The sequence below is a fragment of the Curtobacterium sp. HSID17257 genome (assembly GCF_003989515.1).
GTDB lineage: Bacteria > Actinomycetota > Actinomycetes > Actinomycetales > Microbacteriaceae > Curtobacterium.
Genome location: NZ_RBLU01000072.1, coordinates 1 through 16,158, shown reverse-complemented (window position 1 = coordinate 16,158; position 16,158 = coordinate 1). Strand labels below are relative to the sequence as shown.

Here is a 16,158-nt window from a genome sequence, read left to right as displayed (position 1 = left end):
GGAGCAGGCGTGGGCGACGCGCTCGCCACCGGGGTCGGCGGCGGCGTCCCCGCGCCGTCGCCGTCGCCGTCGCCGTCGCCGTCGCCGGGTACCGTGACGCCGATCGACACCTCCGGCGAGGGGTCCCCGCCGTCCGGGTCGGTGGGGGACGTCGCGGTCGCCACGTTCACGACGTCGGACCCGTCACCTCGGTAGTCCGGGTCGAGCACCGCGCGGATGCGGAACGACCGGGTCCCGCCGACCGCCAGCGCCTCGTCGGACCGACAGGTCACGTGCTGTCCCTCGGCGGAGCAGTCGTCGTCGGACCTGCTGAACCGCATCGCCGCCGGCAGGTCGTCGACCACGCCGACCTCGTGCGCAGGGTCCGGCCCACGGTTCCTCGCCGTCACCCGGTACTCGACCTCGTCGCCCGGTGCCACGCCCGTCGAGGGCGACACCGCCTTGTCGGTCTCGAGCTGCGCCTCGGCACGAGGTGCTGGCTCCAGACGACTCGAGGCGACGGACCGGTTGTCCGACTCGTCGACGTCCGCCAGGGACGCCGGCGGAGTGACGGTGGCGGTGCTCTCGAGCGACCCGACGGCGTCGTCCGCGACGGTGCCCGTCACGGTGACCGTGGCCGCGCCGTCCCGGAGCAGGTCGAGCGCGACGTCGACGTCTCCCGTGCCGGTACTCGCGCCGCAGGCGGACCCGTCGGTCGCGCTGCAGGACCACGTCACGTCGCGCAGACCGTCCGGGACGTCCACGTGGAAGGCACTCGGGTCGGATCGGTTCGGACCGGCGTCGGACGCGGTGACGGTGTAGCTGAAGGGCTCTCCGGGCCGGGCCGACGCCGGGAGGTCCTGCGCGACGCCGAGGTCGACGGGCTGGGAGACCCGGACCTCGTCGATCTCGTGGACGTCGGCGTAGTCACCGGTCGCGGCCGAGAACCCCAGTCGCAGCGTGTCCGGCAGCGGCGCCTGCCCCCGCCCGTGGAGCGGGACGCGGTCGAGGACGGTCTGCAGCACGCCGCCGACCTCGAGCCGGACCGTCACGAACAGTTCGCCGCTCGCCCCCGGGACGAGGCTGATCCGGACCCGCCGCGTCCCGGAGCCCTCGGTGAGGGTGCCGCCCGGCGCCGGCACCCCGTCGACGTACCGGTAGCCGGTGGTGCCGTCACCGGACCCCCGCACGACGATCGAGTCCGGGCGACGCCCCACACCCGATCCGTTGATGTCCTGCGAGAAGTTGCCGTAGTGGTCGACCGCGACGGCTGCGAACCCGCCCGGGACCCCCGGGAGGTCGCACGGTGGCCCACCGCCCTGGGTGGCGCTCGACCGACAGGCGTACCCGAGCGCTGCGCCGTAGGCACCGACGCCCTGCTGTGCACGGCCGTCCGCCAGGAAGAGGAGCAGCCCGTCGGCCCCCAGCTCCCCGGTGTCGTTGTCCATCGAGTACGAGAACTCGATGTCGAGTCCGAGGTCCGACCGGAAGGTGTCGTCCGTCGACCAGGCGCCGGCCTGGTGGGTCGTCTGGTCCGTGAGCCGGAGTCGCCCGCCGACGACCTGCGCATCCCCGCTCAGGGTGCCGCCGGCCGCGGAGTCGAAGCGGTTCACGTACGGGAACGCGAGGTCGTCCGCGGAGGAACTCGACGGCAGGAGCGCCGGCGCCGCGAGGACGGTCAGGGCCACGAGGCCGCTCACGAGGGCGCTGCGTGGGCGCCGTCGGTGGCGGCGTCGGCCGTCCGGATGGACCGTTGTCGGGATCGAGGTGTCTGTCATGCCCCGATCGTCGCGAGCGGGGCGCCCTCGTCAGTGGCCGTCGGGTCTTCCTGTGGAGAACGGCTCCTCCGAGCGACGCTGTGCAGGGATGGCCCGGGGACACCCGAGCCGCACCTCGGTCAGGCGAGCCACACCGTGGTCTCGCCGGGCAGCATCCCGTCGCCCGCGTCGAGCGGGCCGGACGCCAGCACCACGGAGCCGGACGGCATCGGCACCGGCGACGTCCCGAGGTTCGACACCGAACGCCAGCCGTCGTGCCGGGCGAACGCCACGACGTCGTCACCGGCACCGAGCCACGTCAGCTCCTCACCCTGCTGCAGTCGTCGCCTGGCGGTCGTCGCCCGGCGGTAGAGCGACAGCGTCGACGTGGGGTCGCCGTCCTCGGCCTCGACCGACGAGTCACCGAAGTCCTCCGGCTGCGGCAGGTGCGGTGCGACGTCGCCGAAGCCGAACGACGGGCCCGTCCGCGTCCACGGGATCGGCACACGGCAGCCGTCCCGGCCCTTCACCGTGTGCCCGGTGCGGATCCACTTCGGGTCCTGCAGCAGCTCGTGCGGGATCGCCGGGGCCTCGTGCAGCCCGAGCTCCTCGCCCTGGTACAGGTACGTCGACCCCGGCAGCGCCAGGACCAGCAACGTCGCCGCGCGCGCCCGGCGCTCCCCGCGCCGGCGGTCCAGCTCGGGCGAGGTGCCGTCGGTCAGCAGCCACGCGTCGGTGTCGGTACCGTCGGGCAGGCCGTACCGCGTCGCGTGCCGGACCACGTCGTGGTTCGACAGCACCCACGTCGAGGAGGCTCCGGACTCGGCCGACATCGCGAGGTTCCGCTCGATGATCGTGCGGAAGGCCCGGGCGTCGTACGGAGCCTCGAGCAGGTCGAAGTTGAAGGCCTGCCCGAGCTCGGTCGGCCGGGCGTAGAGCACGCGGCGGGGCGCCGGCGCCCAGGCCTCGGCGATCGCGGCACGCGGTGGGTCGTACTCGTCGAGCACGGAGCGCCAGGTCCCGAAGATCTCGTGCACCTCGTCGCGGTCGTACAGCGGGTCCGAACCGTCGAGGGGCAGGGCCTGCTCGTTCGAGGGTCGGTACGGCGTCGACAGGTCCTTCGCGAGTCCGTGCGCGACATCGACCCGGAAGCCGTCCACCCCGCGGTCGGACCAGGACCGCAGCGTGTGCTCGAAGTCCGCACGGACCTCGGGGTTCGACCAGTCGAGGTCGGGCTGCTCCGGCGCGAACAGGTGCAGGTACCACTGCCCGTCCGGCACCCGCGTCCACGCACTGCCGCCGAAGTTCGACACCCAGTCGCTCGGCGGCAGCTCACCGGCCTCCCCCGCCCCGTCCCGGAACACGTAGCGCGCACGCTCGGGAGAGCCGGGCGCGGCCGCCAGCGCCTGGCGGAACCACTCGTGCTGGTCGGACGTGTGGTTCGGCACGACGTCGACGATCACGCGGATGTCGTGCTCGTGCGCGGTGCGGATGAACGTGTCGACGTCGTCGAGCGTGCCGAGGCGCGGGTCGACGTCACGGTAGTCGGCGACGTCGTAGCCGCCGTCGGCGAGCGGCGACGGGTAGAAGGGCGAGAGCCACACCGCGTCCACGCCGAGCGACGCCAGGTACGGCACGCGGCTCGTGACGCCCGCGATGTCACCCAGGCCGTCCGCGTCGGTGTCCGCGAAGCTCCGCGGGTACACCTGGTACACGACGGCCTGGCGCCACCAGTCCGGGTCGGTGGTGCGCGGGGTGCTGGCGGGCGTCCGATGGGTGCTCACCGGGCCAACCTACCCAGCCGGTCCGGACCGGGAATGCAGCGTCCAGGGTCCGCATTGGTTGTCCCTGACACCATTCTGTGACCGAACGGTCACGGACAGAAGGGAACCACCATGACGAACGTCCTCGCTCTCGTCGGCAGCCTGCGCGCCGGCTCGATCAACCGGAAGCTCGCCGAGGCCGCCGAGCAGCACGCCCCCGAGGGGATCACGCTCACCACCTTCGACGGCATCGTCGACCTGCCCTTCTACAACGAGGACATCGACGGCGACACCCCGCCGGCCGCAGCCGTCGCGTTCCGCGACGCCGTCGCCGCCGCGGACGCCGTCCTGCTCGTCACCCCCGAGTACAACGGCACGATGCCGGCCGTGCTGAAGAACGCGCTCGACTGGGGCTCGCGTCCGTTCGGCTCGTCGCCCCTGTCGGGCAAGCCGCTCGCCGTGATCGGCTCGGCCTTCGGCCAGTACGGCGGCGTGTGGGCGCACGACGACGCCCGCAAGTCCGCGGGCATCGCGGGCGCGACGGTCCTGGAGGACGTCAAGGTCGCCATCCCGCAGTCGGTCGTCCGGTTCGCGGAGACCCACCCGCGCGAGGACGCCGAGGTCGTCGAGCTCGTGCAGGGCGCGCTCCGCGCCCTGGCGGACGCGGCGGACGCACGCGCCGCGGCCTGAGCGACCGGGTCGCCACCCGGTGACCACGAGACGGCCTGGAGGCGCGGTGCCGGCTGGTGCCGCGCCTCCAGGCCGTCCTGCACGGACGCGACGACCCGTCCACAGGATCCGGATCCGCTAGACCACCGAGATACCAGACGGGTTACCCTGAACGGCATGGCGACGCAGGAGATCACGGAGGCGTCGGGGTACTGGTTCCCCGACGACGACGCCACGCAGCGCGGCGTCGCCGTGCTGAACGCCCTGCGTCGCTACCGGGCGGCCGAGACCGCGATGCGGCGACGGACCCGCGACTCGATGGGGATGGGCGAGACCGACCTGCTCGCCGTCCGCTACCTGCTGCAGGCCCAGCGCGCCGGCCGCACGGTCAAACCGAAGGACCTGTCCGCCTACCTGAAGATCTCGTCGGCCTCGACCACGATCCTGATCGACCGGCTCGTGCGGTCGAACCACGTCCGTCGTGACCCGCACCCGACCGACCGTCGCGCGCTCGTGATCACCCCCACGACCGAGACCGACGACGAGGTCCGCGCCACCCTCGGGGTGATGCACCGGCGGATGATGTCCATCGCCGAGGGGCTGTCCGCCGACGACGCCCGCGTCGTCGCGTCCTTCCTCGAGCGGATGCGCGACGCCGTCGACCAGGTCGACCCCGCGCCCGAGCACTGACGGTCGGCGCCGGAGCACGACCGTCGGCCCCACGGGGGACGCCCGGGTGCACGTGCACTGAGAGCGTCGTCCACGCGACCGCGTAGACCAGAAGGGTCACCGACCGCGAAAGGAGCCGATCATGCACGCATCGGACAAGCTCGCCGCCAACCTCCAGGCCGTCCTGGTGGACCTCGTCGACCTGCACCTGCAGGGCAAGCAGGCCCACTGGAACATCCTCGGACACAACTTCCGCGACCTGCACCTGCAGCTCGACGAGATCGTCGACGCCGCACGTGAGTTCGCCGACGACACCGCGGAGCGCATGCGCGCCCTGTACGCGATCCCGGACGGCCGTTCGGCCACGGTCGCTGCGGGCACGCACCTCGACGCCTTCCCGGACGGCGAGATCGACACGCACGACGCCATCGACGCCATCACGCTCCGGCTGTACCAGGCCACCGGCACCATGCGCGACGTGCACGACGAGGTCGACGACGAGGACCCGACGACCGCGGACCTGCTCCACGGCTTCATCGAGCGCCTCGAGCAGCTCGCCTGGATGGTCTCCGCTGAGAACCGCGAGCCGCGGACCCCGCTGGCCGCCGCCACCACCCCGGCCGTCGCCGAGGCCTCCGAGCACGAGTAGGGACGACACGTGGACCTCGGCATCACCGGCAAGGTCGCGCTCGTCTTCGGTGGCGACTCCGGCATCGGCTGGAACACGGCTCGCATCCTCCTGGCGGAGGGTGCGACCGTGGTCGTCACCGACCTCGACCAGGGCCGCCTCGACACGAGCGCCGACCAGCTCGAGGCACCGCACGGGAAGCTCTTCGCCTTCGCCGCCGACGTGACGAAGGCGGACAGTCTCGCCACGTTGCACGAGCGCGTGCGCGACGCCGTCGGTGAGATCGACATCCTCGTGCAGTCGTCCGGCATCACGGGCGCCCAGGGGATGTTCCACGAGATCGACGAGCAGGGCTGGCTCGACACCATCGACGTCGACCTGATGGGCCCGGTGCGCATCACGCGCGAGTTCATCGGCGACCTCCGGAAGGGCGGGTGGGGTCGGATCGTCTACCTCGTCTCCGAGGACGCATCCCAGCCCTACGACGACGAACTGCCCTACTGCGCCGCCAAGGCCGGCGTGCTCTCCTTCGCGAAGGGCCTGTCGCGGTCCTACGCGTCCGAGGGTCTGCTCGTGAACACCGTGAGCCCGGCCTTCATCCACACCCCGATGACCGACGCGATGATGGACAAGCGGGCGAAGGAGCAGGGGACCTCGTTCGACGAGGCGATCTCGAGCTTCCTCGACGAGCAGCGTCCGTACATGGAGCTCGGTCGCCGCGGGGAGCCCGAAGAGGTCGCGAACGTCGTCGCCTTCCTCTGCTCCGACCTGGCGAGCTTCGTCAACGGGTCGAACTACCGGGTCGACTCCGGCTCGGTCGCCACCATCTAGGAGGACCATGACCGACTTCCGCTACCTGATCGTCGGCGGCGGGATGGTGGCCGACGCCGCTGCCCGCGGGATCCGGGAGATCGACGCCGACGGCTCGATCGGCATCGTCAGCGAGGAGACCGACCGTCCCTACGCCCGACCGGCCCTGTCCAAGAAGCTCTGGACCGACCCGGAGTTCAGCTGGGACGAGAAGGTCGACCTGCACACCGAGGAGACCGGGGCGACGTTCGTGCTCGGGACCGTCGTGACGTCGATCGACCGCGAGGTGAGGACCGTCACGACCTCGGCCGGCGACACCCACGGGTACGAGCGCCTGCTGCTCGCGACCGGCGGGAAGCCGCGCAGCCTGCCGGGCCTGTCGCCCTCCTCACGGGTCCTCGACTTCCGCAGCGCCGACGACTACCGCCGGCTGCGGGAGCTCGCCGATGCCGGTGCGCACGTGGCCGTCGTCGGCGGCAGCTACATCGGCACCGAGATCGCCGCGGGCATCGTGCAGAACGGTGCCCGGGTGACCCTCGTGACGCCCGACGAGGTCCTCGGCGGGCACATGTTCCCGGACGACCTCGCGCACGCCTTCCAGCAGCGCTTCGTCGACCACGGCATCGAGCTCCGCACCGGACGACGGGTCGAACAGGGCACGGAGTCGGACCGCGGCGTCAGCCTGACGCTCGACGACGGATCCGTCCTCGAGGCCGACGCGGTCGTCGCCGGACTCGGCATCGAGCCGCAGACGCAGCTCGCCGCGGACGCCGGTCTGACCGTGCGCGACGGCATCGTGGTCTCGTCGACGCTGGTGACCGACGACGAGTCGGTGTTCGCCGCCGGTGACGTCGCCGAGTACCCGGACCGCATCCTCGGCACGCGTCGGGTCGAGCACGTCGACAACGCGAAGGAGCAGGGCCGGCAGGTCGGCCGGAACCTGGCCGACGCGGACGAGACGTACGACCACACGCCGATGTTCTACTCGAACGTGTTCGACACGGGCTACGAGGCCGTCGGCCAGGTGTCGACCGAGCTGCAGACCGTGGAGGACTGGCAGGAACCGCTGTCCACCGGCGTCGTCTACTACCTGGACGACGACGACACGGTGCGTGGCGTGCTGCTCTGGAACGTCCCCGACAAGACCGACGAGGCGCGGAAGGTGCTCGCCGAGGCGCACGGCCTGACGCGGGACATGCTGCCGGGCCGCATCACGCCCTGACGCGCGGATCCTGACGCGCGGATCCTGACGCGCGGATCCTGACGCGACGGCCTGGAGGCGCGACCCGACCTGACGGGTCGCGCCTCCAGGCCGTCACCCTGTGCGCGCGGCGCGCCGTCAGCGCCGGTCGCGCACCTCGGGAGCGACGTCGTCGACGACCGCACGGCGGTCGTCCGGGTCCACGGGGATGCCGTCACCGTCCGCCATCGCGACCGCGTGCGCGGACTTCGCCCGCTCCAGCTGTTCGTCGTCGCCCTTCGCCATGCCGAACAGCTCGATGAAGCGCGACTTGACGACCAGCCAGGCGTCCTTCGGGCCGAGCCGGGCCAGGTCGGACGACGTGGTGTCGTCGCGCACCCGCTGCAGCGAGCCCACGCCACGGTCGGTGATCCGTCCGTCGACGAGCGCCACGGCGAGCCGGGCCACCGCGTCCGCCTGTGCGTGCATGACGGAGTGCGCTCCGTCGACGACCTCGCGCAGCACCGCGTGCGGGAACACCCGCGCCAGGGACCGGACCCAGTCGCGGGGCACCATCGCGTCGTGCTCCCCGCGGACGATGAGGGTGCGGGCCTGCACCTCGGCAGCGCGGTCCTCGATCGGGAACGCGATCATCTGCGGCAGCACCTTCCGGAACCAGTGCCACCCGCAGAGCGCGTACGCGGTGACGGCGTGCCACCGGACCGCGGCGGGCTCGTGCAGCGCGGACCGCAGGAAGCGGAACGCCGAGATCGGGATGCTCCGCGCACGACTGTCGACGACCGGGCTGATGAGCACGAGGTCGCGGATGTGCGGGTTCCGTGCGGCGACCTCCGTGACCACCTGGGTACCCATCGAGTGCCCGACGAGCACCGGGTCCTCGAGCCGGAGCTCACGGATGACCTGTTCGACCGCGTCCGCGTACCGCTCGATCGACACGGCACCCCGGAACCGCGGGACCCCGGCGAAGCCCGGCAGGTCGAGGGCGTGCACCGGGCCGTTCTCGTTGAGGTGCGGCGCGAGCCGCTCGTAGTAGGTCGCGGCGATCCCGAGCCCGGCGACGAGGACGAACGCGCGGTCGCCCGGCTGCCCGATCGAGCTCACCCGGACGTAGGTGCCGTCGACGGCGATGCGGTCGACCTCGACCTGCACGTCGGCGTCCTCGGCCCGCGCGAGCGCACCGGCGGGGTCGGGAGCGGGCGGCGGGGTCCGGTCGTCCTGTTCGTCCTGTTCGGTCACGGGGCCTCCTGGGATCGGCGACCTCCCACGCTACCCGCCGTTCAGCCGCCGAACGCGGAAGCGGGAGCGCCGTGCACCCGCGTCGGCACCGCGAAGACCGCGCCGGAGTGCGGGTACTGCTCGAGCTGCTCCTCGGTGCTGTTCTCACGCGCGGTGCCGACGAAGAGCGTCGACAGGTCCCGGCCGCCGAACGCCACGGACGTCACGTTCGGTGCCGGTACCTCGACGGTCTCGAGGTGCCGGCCCTCGGCGTCCCACCGCTCCACACGACCGGCGCCGTAGACCGCCGTCCAGAAGCAGCCCTCGTCGTCGCGGACCAGCCCGTCGTGCGCGGCACCGCTGACGAAGGGCTCGAGCTCGCCGAGCTCGCCGTCCGGGCCGTACGCGCCGCGGTAGATCGTCGAGGTGCTCGTGTCCGTGACGTACATGACGCTGCCGTCGGCCGACCACTCGATGCCGTTCGTCACGCCGAAGCCGCCTCGCAGCACGCGCGTCGTGCCGTCGGGTTCGATCGAGTACAGCGCTCCCGCCGGGTCCTGGTCGGAGAGGTCCATGCTGCCGACGAGGAACCGGCCGAACGGGTCGCACTTGCCCTCGTTGAACCGCATCTCGGTGGTCGCGTGGTGCACCCGGACCAGCTCGCGTTCCACCACGCCGCGGTCGTCGGTGAGCACCACCGTGTCGCCGAGTGCCGCGACGAACCCGCCCGCAGCACGGGGCTGGAAGCTCGCCAGGGGCGGCGGCAGCGCGACGCTCGACTCGACCGTGCCGTCCGCGCGGGCGGTGGTGAGCAGCCCGAGGGTGATGTCGGTCCAGCGGAGCCGCTCGGCGGTCGGGTCCCAGACGATGCTCTCCGCGAGCACCGCCTGCTCGTCGCAGAAGACGGTCACGGGCCCGGTCACGGCGTCGGTGGTCATGCCCTCCCGTCTACCGGGGCCGGCGTGCACGACCTACCAGCGACCCGGTGCACGGAGACGCCGGCGTCGCGGCGAGACGACGCCATCGCCGCGAGACGCCCTCGGATCCAGCGGCGTCTCGATGACTTCGGTGCGTCTCGCGCTGACGCCGGCGTCTCGCGGCCGTGCACATCGGTCGAGACGCCGGCGTCTCGGCGTCAGAGGCGCGCGAACCGGGCTCGGAAGAAGCTGTAGACGCCGTAGGCCAGGAACCCGATGCCGACCGCGACGAGCACCACCGACCCGGCGGGCAGATCGCGCAGCGCGTCGAACGCCCCGTCGAGCCCGGTCGCCTGGTCCGGGTCGCTGCGGACGCCCGCGACGACGATCAGCACCCCGACGACCGCGACGGCGATGCCCTTCCCGACGTACCCGACCGTCCCGAGCACGGTCACGGCACGGTCGAGCGGCTGCCGCGGACGCACGAGCTGCTTCCAGAAGGAGCGACGGCATCCCTGCACGACCAGGGCCGCACCGATCGCGATCGCCACCGCACCGACGGCGATCAGCAGGAACACCCCACCCGGCGTCGCGAGGGCCTGCGCCGCCGCGCCCCGGGTCGACCCGCTGGAGCTCCTGCCGGCTCCGAGCGCGAACGACCCGGCCGTGTACGACACGACGCCGTAGACGACCGCCTTGCCGACGTCCTTGGCCCGTGCCGCCCAGGCGCGGGCGCTGTCGGACCGGCCGCCGACGACCGCCTCGAGCAGGAGCCGCAGGGCCAGCGCCGCGGTCCCGACGGCGACGACCCAGAGCAGGGCCACGCCTCCGGGTACGTCCGCGAGCTGCTGCAGCGCTCCGGACTGGTCGGTCTCGCTGCCCCCGGACGCGTTCCCGAACCCGAGGAGCACGACGAGGTACCCGATCAGCAGGTGCACCACACCACTGCCGACGTACCCGGCCCGCGCGGTCAGCTCGAACCACCTGCTGTCGGCGACACGCTTCGCCTGTCGTCCGGTCTCGCGTGCTGCTCGTTCCGCCTGGTCGCTCATCCCCTCGAGCGTGCCCGACGCACGGACCGCTGTCCGCAGCGGGGCGCACAGCGTGTCGGGACGAGCGTCGGACGGGAGGCGCGTGGCGGACCCGGCCACGCGCCTCCCGTCCGCCGTCAGTCACCCTTGACGTTGACGACCTGCCGCAGCGTGTGCCGGATCGTCACCAGGTCGGTGGCGTCCGCCATGACCTGGTCGATCGGCTTGTACGCCGCGGGGATCTCGTCGAGGAACGCGTCCGTGTCGCGGTACTCGATCCCCGCCATCGCCTCGCGCAGCTGCTCGTGCGTGAAGGTCCGCCGGGCAGCGGACCGCGAGAACAGCCGCCCGGCGCCGTGCGGCGAGGACTCGAGCGACGGCTTGTTGCCGAGCCCCTCGACGACGTACGAGGCGGTGCCCATCGATCCGGGGATGAGGCCGGGCTGCCCCTCCTTCGCCTGGATCGCGCCCTTGCGGGACACCCAGACGCTCTTGCCCCAGTGCGTCTCGCGCTGCGTGAAGTTGTGGTGGCAGTTGATCCGCTCCTGCTCGTCCACGGGCCGGCCGAGCACCTCGGCCAGCTGCCGGACGACCCGGTCCATCATCTCCTCGCGGTTGAGCAGGGCGAAGTGCTGCGCCCACCGGAGCTCGGCGATGTACCGGTCGAACTCGGGCGTGCCCTCGACGAGGTAGGCCAGGTCGGGGTCGGGCAGCTCGATCCACCACCGCTGCATCATCCGCTTGGCGACCGTGATGTGCCGCTGGGCGATCTTGTTGCCGACGCCGCGCGACCCGGAGTGCAGGAAGAGCCAGACCCGGTCCTGCTCGTCGAGCGAGACCTCGATGAAGTGGTTGCCCGACCCGAGCGTGCCGAGCTGGTTCCGCCAGCCGCCGTGTGCTCCGGCGGGGTCGAAGCCGGCGGCCTCGGCCATCGTCTCGAGCTCGGCGATCCGCGGCGCGGCGGTGGCGACGATCTTGCGGTTCGAGGCCCCCGCGGACAGCGGGACGGCCCGCTCGATCTGCTCGCGGAGGGGCTGCAGGTCGTCGGGCAGGTCGGCCCTCCCGAACTGCGTGCGCACGGCGATCATGCCGCAGCCGATGTCGACGCCGACGGCGGCCGGCATCACGGCGCCGAGGGTCGGGATGACGGACCCGACGGTGGCGCCGAGCCCGAGGTGCGCGTCGGGCATCAGTGCGAGGTGCGGGAACACGAACGGCATCCGGGCCGTCGTGCGGGCCTGCTGCTCGGTGTTCTCCTCGAGCATCGAGGCCCAGCTGAGCAATCGGTCGGTGATCTTCTCCACGGTGTTCGTCCTTCGTCGTGACGGTCGACGACGGCCGGGTGGCCGTCGCGGTGACGGCCGGTGGCCGTCGTGGTGACGGCCGGTGGCCGTCGCGGTGACGGCCGGTGGCCGTCGTGGTGACGGTCCGGGGCGGACGGGTCCTGCGCCTCCGACCCGGTGCGGTGCACCTGTGGAGGAACGACGGGAGGGACGCCCCGGGCCGGGTGGGCACGGAGCGTCGGGAGACGGCGGCGTGCCTACGCGGGTTCGCGGAGGGACTGGTTCGCGTACTGCAGCGCGGGCAGCACGACGAGCGCATCGAGCTGGTGCTCGGTGCGGCTGCTGTGCTGCTGGGCGCGCATCGCGGTCCTTCCACGGGTGCCCGGGGCGGGCGGTCCCGCCCGTCGGGCAGGAGGACCGACAGTAGTGCGACACGCCCGGGCCGCACAAGTCGCCCGGGCGTGTCGCGTCGTCCGCTGTGCCGCTGACGCGCGTCTCGGCGGTCGCTCCTGCGGTCGCTCCGGCGGTCGTTCCGGCGGTCGCTCCTGCACGCACGGGAGGCGCGGCGCACCGATCCACAGCGGGGTACGTCCGGCTGATGGTCGCCTCGTCCCTCCGTGCAGGCTGGTGGCATGACCGAGCGCACCCGCGACACCCCCGACGCGACCGACAACGAGGAACGGACCGACGGCTACGTCCCGCTCCGTTCCTACGGAGCGATCGGTGACGGTCGCACGGTCGCGCTCGTCGCACGCGACGGCCGGATCGACTGGTTGCCGATCCCGTCGATGGACTCACCGCCGGTGTTCGCGAGCATCCTCGACGCCGAGCACGGGGGACACATCGCGCTGCGTCCCATCGGTGACGCCCGTATCGAGCGCGAGTACCTGCCGGGCACGAACGTCCTCGTCACGACGTGGACGACCGACACCGGATCCTGCACGGTCACCGACGCGATGGTCACCGGTGTCGCCGGTCGTCTGCCGTGGGCCGAGATCGGCCGCTGCGTGCAGGGCGTCTCCGGCACGGTGGAGATGGAGTGGGCCGTCGTTCCCGGCACCCTGCTGAACACCGCGGAGCCGAAGCGCCTCGACACCGGCAACGGTGCCGTGATCGGCATCGACGGGGTCACGATCGCGATCGTCGAGCACGGCTTCGAGCCGGTGCACGACGACGGGCCGCGCTTCTCCGGCCGCTTCACCACGAACGAGGGCTCGAAGTCGATCCTGACGATCGTCGGCACCGAGAACGAGCCGATCTTCCTGCCCGAGCCGGAGCGCACGCTCGACGCGGTCGACCGCACCATCGCCAACTGGACGACGTGGTCCGAGGAGTTCTCCTACGACGGCCCGTGGTCGGACGCCGTGCAGCGCAGTGCGCTCGCACTCAAGCTGCTGATCTACTCCCCCACGGGTGCGATCGCGGCGGCACCGACGACGAGCCTTCCCGAGGACCGGACGGGCGGCAAGAACTGGGACTACCGGTTCGCCTGGGTCCGCGACCTGTCGTACACGGTGCACGCCCTCACCCGTTTCGGGCTCCGCGAGGAGACGCACGCGGCGGTGTCGTGGGTGATGCGGACCATCGCCGAGCACGACGAGACCATGCCGATCTTCTACGAGCTCGACGGCTCGAAGACCGACGACGTCGAGGAACGCGACGTCCCCGGCTGGAAGGGCATCGGCCCGGTGACGATCGGCAACCGCGCGGGCGACCAGCTGCAGCTCGGCGTCTGGGGTGACGTCTTCGAGATCCTCCGCCAGTACGTCGTCGCGGGCAACGTGCTCGACCGCCAGACGGCCTCGGTGCTCGAGCGACTCGCGAACGACGCCTGCCACCGGTGGGAGGAACCCGACTCCGGCATGTGGGAGCTGACGGACACGCAGCACTACGTGACGAGCAAGATCGGCTGCTGGCAGGCCCTCGACGCCGCGGTGGAGCTCCACGACAAGGGCATGATCGACGGTCCGCGGGACAAGTGGATCGAGAACCGCGAGCTCATCGAGCAGTGGGTCGCCGAGCACGGGTGGGACGAGGAACGCGGGCACTACGTGATGTACCCGGGCTCCGACGCGCTGGACACGTCGATCCTGCTGCACGCGATGTCGTCGTTCGACCGAGGGCCGCGCATGGCATCGACCATCCGCGCCATCGAGGAGCAACTGCAGCACGGCCCCCTGGTCTACCGGTACACGGGCATGGACCAGGAGGAGTCACCGTTCGTCGCCTGCTCGTTCTGGCTCGCAGCGGCGATGGCGTGCACGGGACGCGTGGACGACGCCCGGACGCTGATGGACGAGATGGTGGCGCAGGCGAACGACGTCGGCCTGTTCAGCGAGATGCTGAGCGCGGAGACCGGCGAGTTCATGGGCAACATCCCGCAGGGCCTGTCGCACCTCGCGCTCATCCAGGCAGCGCTGACGATCGAGGAGGTCGCGGCCGAGTCCTGAGCCGGCTCGGGTGCGGGTGCGGGAGTCGGACCCCCAGCCCACCGCGACGTCCGCGCGCCCTGCTCAGCCGAGGGTGATCGCCACGAGACCCGCCACGCCGACCAGGTACAGCACGACCACGACGAACGAGTCGACGCCCAACCCGATGATCCGCCGCCTCGGTCGGAACACCAGTCCGACCGCGTAGACGAGCGTCAACAGCGCGGCCAGTGCCGTCAGGTACACGTCGCTCGCGTTCGCCTGCGGCAGCACGGCCTTGCCGGAGAGCACCGTGGCGACGAGGAACAGCACCGGCAGGAAGGCGTTGCCGCCGAAGATGTCCGAGACGGCCAGGTTGTCGTCGCCCTGGCGGACGGCCTGGATGCCGGTGGAGATCTCCGGCAGGCTCGTGGCGAGGGCCAGTACCGTCGCACCGAAGAGCACGCCGGACAACCCGATCTGCTCGGAGGCGGCGTCGCCGGCGCGTTCCAGGACGACACCGGCCACGAGCGTCGCCAGGGCGGACACCGTGAAGACGATCGCCGCCTTCCTCGTGCTCATCCGTGGCGGGTCCTGCTTCCGGGTCCGGTGCCCCGAGGTGTGCGGGGAGGCATCCGGGGCGCGTCCGTCCTCGTGCCAGGGCAGGCTCTTGCCGGCGCGCTGCACGAGCAGGAGCCCGACGACCCAGATGGCCGCGATGAGCACCACGTCCGGCGTGAGCCGCGCGACGACGAGGTCCGGCGGGAGCTGACTCCCCGCGACGACGACGGCGAGGACCGCCACGACGACGATCGCCTCGAGCACCAGGGTCAGCGACGCAGCGCGGTAGGTGAGCGGCCGCACCCCCTTGCCCCGCTTGCCGAAGGCGTCGAGGATCGCGATCACGACCGTCTGCAGGGCGATGCCGCCGAGGATGTTGCCCGCGGCGACCTCGATGTTGCCCGACAGGCCCGCGCTCACCGTGATGGCGATCTCGGGCAGGTTCGTCGCGACCGCGAGCACGATGAGCCCCCCGAGCGCGCTGCCGAGGTGCAGTCGGTCGTCGAGGACGTCGGTGGTCTTGGAGAGCTGGATGCCCGCGACCCAGATCACCGCGGCTCCGGCCACGAAGATCAGGACGAGCGCCCACAGCGGCAGCGATCCCATGCACCGACCGTGGCCCCCGGCACCCGGGGACGCTCCGAGGCGTGCGCCGAACGGCTCGTCCGACACGACGACCGCACGCGCCGCGGCCCGGCTCCTGGGCTCCACGTCAGCGGTCGGGGGCATCATGGACGTGCGATGAACGACGTCGACGCACGCATGGACCGGCTGCGACGAGCTGCCCGGTACCGGTACCAGCAGCTGGTGGACAGCGAGATCGAACGCGGCTCCCTCGACCCGGACGAGGTCCGCGAGGAACGCCGCCTGCTCCGGCTGCAGGACGTCGAGCGCCACGCCCGCGCCCGCATCGAGGAGGCCGAGCGCCGCGGGGTCTTCGAGGGCAACCCGTACCACGGCAAGCCGCTGCCGGGCAACGACGGACGGCACGACCCGGACTGGTGGATCAAGGCCAAGATCGAGCGCGAGGACATCCGCGGCATCGCTCCGCCGGCGCTGGCGCTGCGGACTGAGGACGCCGAGCTCGACGACCACCTCGACGCACTCACCACCGAGGACGACGTCCGTGCGGTGCTCGTGGACTTCAACGCCCGGGTGAAGGAGGCGCGGCGGCAGCTGCTCGGCGGGCCGCCGGTCGTCACGCCGATGCGCGACGTCGACGCCGAGGTCGAGCGCTGGCGCGAGCGGCGGGACGCCCGTCGTGCCA

14 protein-coding genes are annotated in these 16,158 nt (G+C 72.1%); 7 read left to right on the top strand and 7 right to left on the bottom strand.

Translation table 11 applies throughout. The features are described from left to right. Window positions 1–1,679 (bottom strand): DUF11 domain-containing protein (locus D8M35_RS11355; RefSeq protein WP_161972648.1); only part of this gene is annotated, 1,679 nt, incomplete at its 3' end. 197 nt (window positions 1,680–1,876) lie between these two features. Further along, the gene (locus tag D8M35_RS11350) at window positions 1,877–3,520 is read right to left on the bottom strand and encodes a glycoside hydrolase family 13 protein (RefSeq protein WP_126891962.1); all 1,644 of its coding nucleotides are present in this window, start codon (window positions 3,518–3,520) and stop codon (window positions 1,877–1,879) included. Between the two features lie 111 nt (window positions 3,521–3,631). Between D8M35_RS11350 and D8M35_RS11345 the strand changes: the two genes are divergently transcribed. The 5 genes from D8M35_RS11345 (at window position 3,632) to D8M35_RS11325 (ending at window position 7,497) form a co-directional block, all read left to right on the top strand. Next, window positions 3,632–4,189: an NADPH-dependent FMN reductase gene (locus D8M35_RS11345; RefSeq protein ID WP_126891961.1), complete on the top strand. Its 558-nt coding sequence runs from the start codon at window positions 3,632–3,634 to the stop codon at window positions 4,187–4,189. 156 nt (window positions 4,190–4,345) lie between these two features. Further along, complete coding sequence (locus D8M35_RS11340; RefSeq protein ID WP_126891960.1) at window positions 4,346–4,858, top strand: MarR family winged helix-turn-helix transcriptional regulator; 513 nt, start codon at window positions 4,346–4,348, stop codon at window positions 4,856–4,858. Between the two features lie 121 nt (window positions 4,859–4,979). Continuing rightward, complete coding sequence (locus tag D8M35_RS11335) at window positions 4,980–5,486, top strand: Dps family protein (RefSeq protein WP_126891959.1); 507 nt, start codon at window positions 4,980–4,982, stop codon at window positions 5,484–5,486. Between the two features lie 9 nt (window positions 5,487–5,495). Beyond that, on the top strand, window positions 5,496–6,296 hold the full coding sequence (locus D8M35_RS11330; RefSeq protein WP_126891958.1) for an SDR family NAD(P)-dependent oxidoreductase: 801 nt from the start codon (window positions 5,496–5,498) through the stop codon (window positions 6,294–6,296). Window positions 6,297–6,303: 7 nt separating this feature from the next. Continuing rightward, window positions 6,304–7,497 (top strand): NAD(P)/FAD-dependent oxidoreductase, encoded by a 1,194-nt coding sequence (locus tag D8M35_RS11325; protein ID WP_126891957.1) that lies wholly within the window; start codon window positions 6,304–6,306, stop codon window positions 7,495–7,497. Between the two features lie 117 nt (window positions 7,498–7,614). On the opposite strand, the gene D8M35_RS11320 is transcribed toward D8M35_RS11325, so the two are convergent. From D8M35_RS11320 to D8M35_RS11305, 4 genes are all read right to left on the bottom strand, one after another. Next, window positions 7,615–8,712 (bottom strand): alpha/beta fold hydrolase, encoded by a 1,098-nt coding sequence (locus D8M35_RS11320; protein ID WP_126891956.1) that lies wholly within the window; start codon window positions 8,710–8,712, stop codon window positions 7,615–7,617. Between the two features lie 41 nt (window positions 8,713–8,753). Then, window positions 8,754–9,629: an SMP-30/gluconolactonase/LRE family protein gene (locus tag D8M35_RS11315; protein WP_126891955.1), complete on the bottom strand. Its 876-nt coding sequence runs from the start codon at window positions 9,627–9,629 to the stop codon at window positions 8,754–8,756. 197 nt (window positions 9,630–9,826) lie between these two features. Continuing rightward, window positions 9,827–10,660 carry a DUF1206 domain-containing protein gene (locus D8M35_RS11310; protein WP_126891954.1) on the bottom strand — a complete coding sequence of 278 codons (834 nt, stop codon included), beginning with the start codon at window positions 10,658–10,660 and terminating at the stop codon, window positions 9,827–9,829. Window positions 10,661–10,776: 116 nt separating this feature from the next. Beyond that, a complete protein-coding gene (locus D8M35_RS11305; RefSeq protein WP_126891953.1) occupies window positions 10,777–11,943 on the bottom strand; it encodes an RtcB family protein in 1,167 nt (388 codons plus the stop codon). 611 nt (window positions 11,944–12,554) lie between these two features. Here D8M35_RS11305 and D8M35_RS11300 point away from each other — a divergent pair. After that, on the top strand, window positions 12,555–14,372 hold the full coding sequence (locus D8M35_RS11300; protein WP_126891952.1) for a glycoside hydrolase family 15 protein: 1,818 nt from the start codon (window positions 12,555–12,557) through the stop codon (window positions 14,370–14,372). Between the two features lie 63 nt (window positions 14,373–14,435). On the opposite strand, the gene D8M35_RS11295 is transcribed toward D8M35_RS11300, so the two are convergent. Continuing rightward, window positions 14,436–15,497: a sodium:calcium antiporter gene (locus tag D8M35_RS11295; protein WP_126891951.1), complete on the bottom strand. Its 1,062-nt coding sequence runs from the start codon at window positions 15,495–15,497 to the stop codon at window positions 14,436–14,438. A gap of 135 nt (window positions 15,498–15,632) precedes the next feature. On the opposite strand from D8M35_RS11295, the gene D8M35_RS11290 reads away from it, so the two are divergent. Further along, window positions 15,633–16,158 (top strand): DUF1992 domain-containing protein (locus tag D8M35_RS11290; RefSeq protein ID WP_148113362.1); only part of this gene is annotated, 526 nt, incomplete at its 3' end.

Excerpts from the sequence above, each read along its gene's own strand:
- D8M35_RS11310 (WP_126891954.1), bottom strand. The coding sequence starts at position 10,660 with ATGAGCGACCAGGCGGAACGAGCAGCACGCGAGACCGGACGACAGGCG.
- D8M35_RS11325 (WP_126891957.1), top strand. The coding sequence starts at position 6,304 with ATGACCGACTTCCGCTACCTGATCGTCGGCGGCGGGATGGTGGCCGAC.
- D8M35_RS11295 (WP_126891951.1), bottom strand. The coding sequence starts at position 15,497 with ATGGGATCGCTGCCGCTGTGGGCGCTCGTCCTGATCTTCGTGGCCGGA.
- D8M35_RS11340 (WP_126891960.1), top strand. The coding sequence starts at position 4,346 with ATGGCGACGCAGGAGATCACGGAGGCGTCGGGGTACTGGTTCCCCGAC.
- D8M35_RS11345 (WP_126891961.1), top strand. The coding sequence starts at position 3,632 with ATGACGAACGTCCTCGCTCTCGTCGGCAGCCTGCGCGCCGGCTCGATC.
- D8M35_RS11315 (WP_126891955.1), bottom strand. The coding sequence starts at position 9,629 with ATGACCACCGACGCCGTGACCGGGCCCGTGACCGTCTTCTGCGACGAG.
- D8M35_RS11300 (WP_126891952.1), top strand. The coding sequence starts at position 12,555 with ATGACCGAGCGCACCCGCGACACCCCCGACGCGACCGACAACGAGGAA.
- D8M35_RS11335 (WP_126891959.1), top strand. The coding sequence starts at position 4,980 with ATGCACGCATCGGACAAGCTCGCCGCCAACCTCCAGGCCGTCCTGGTG.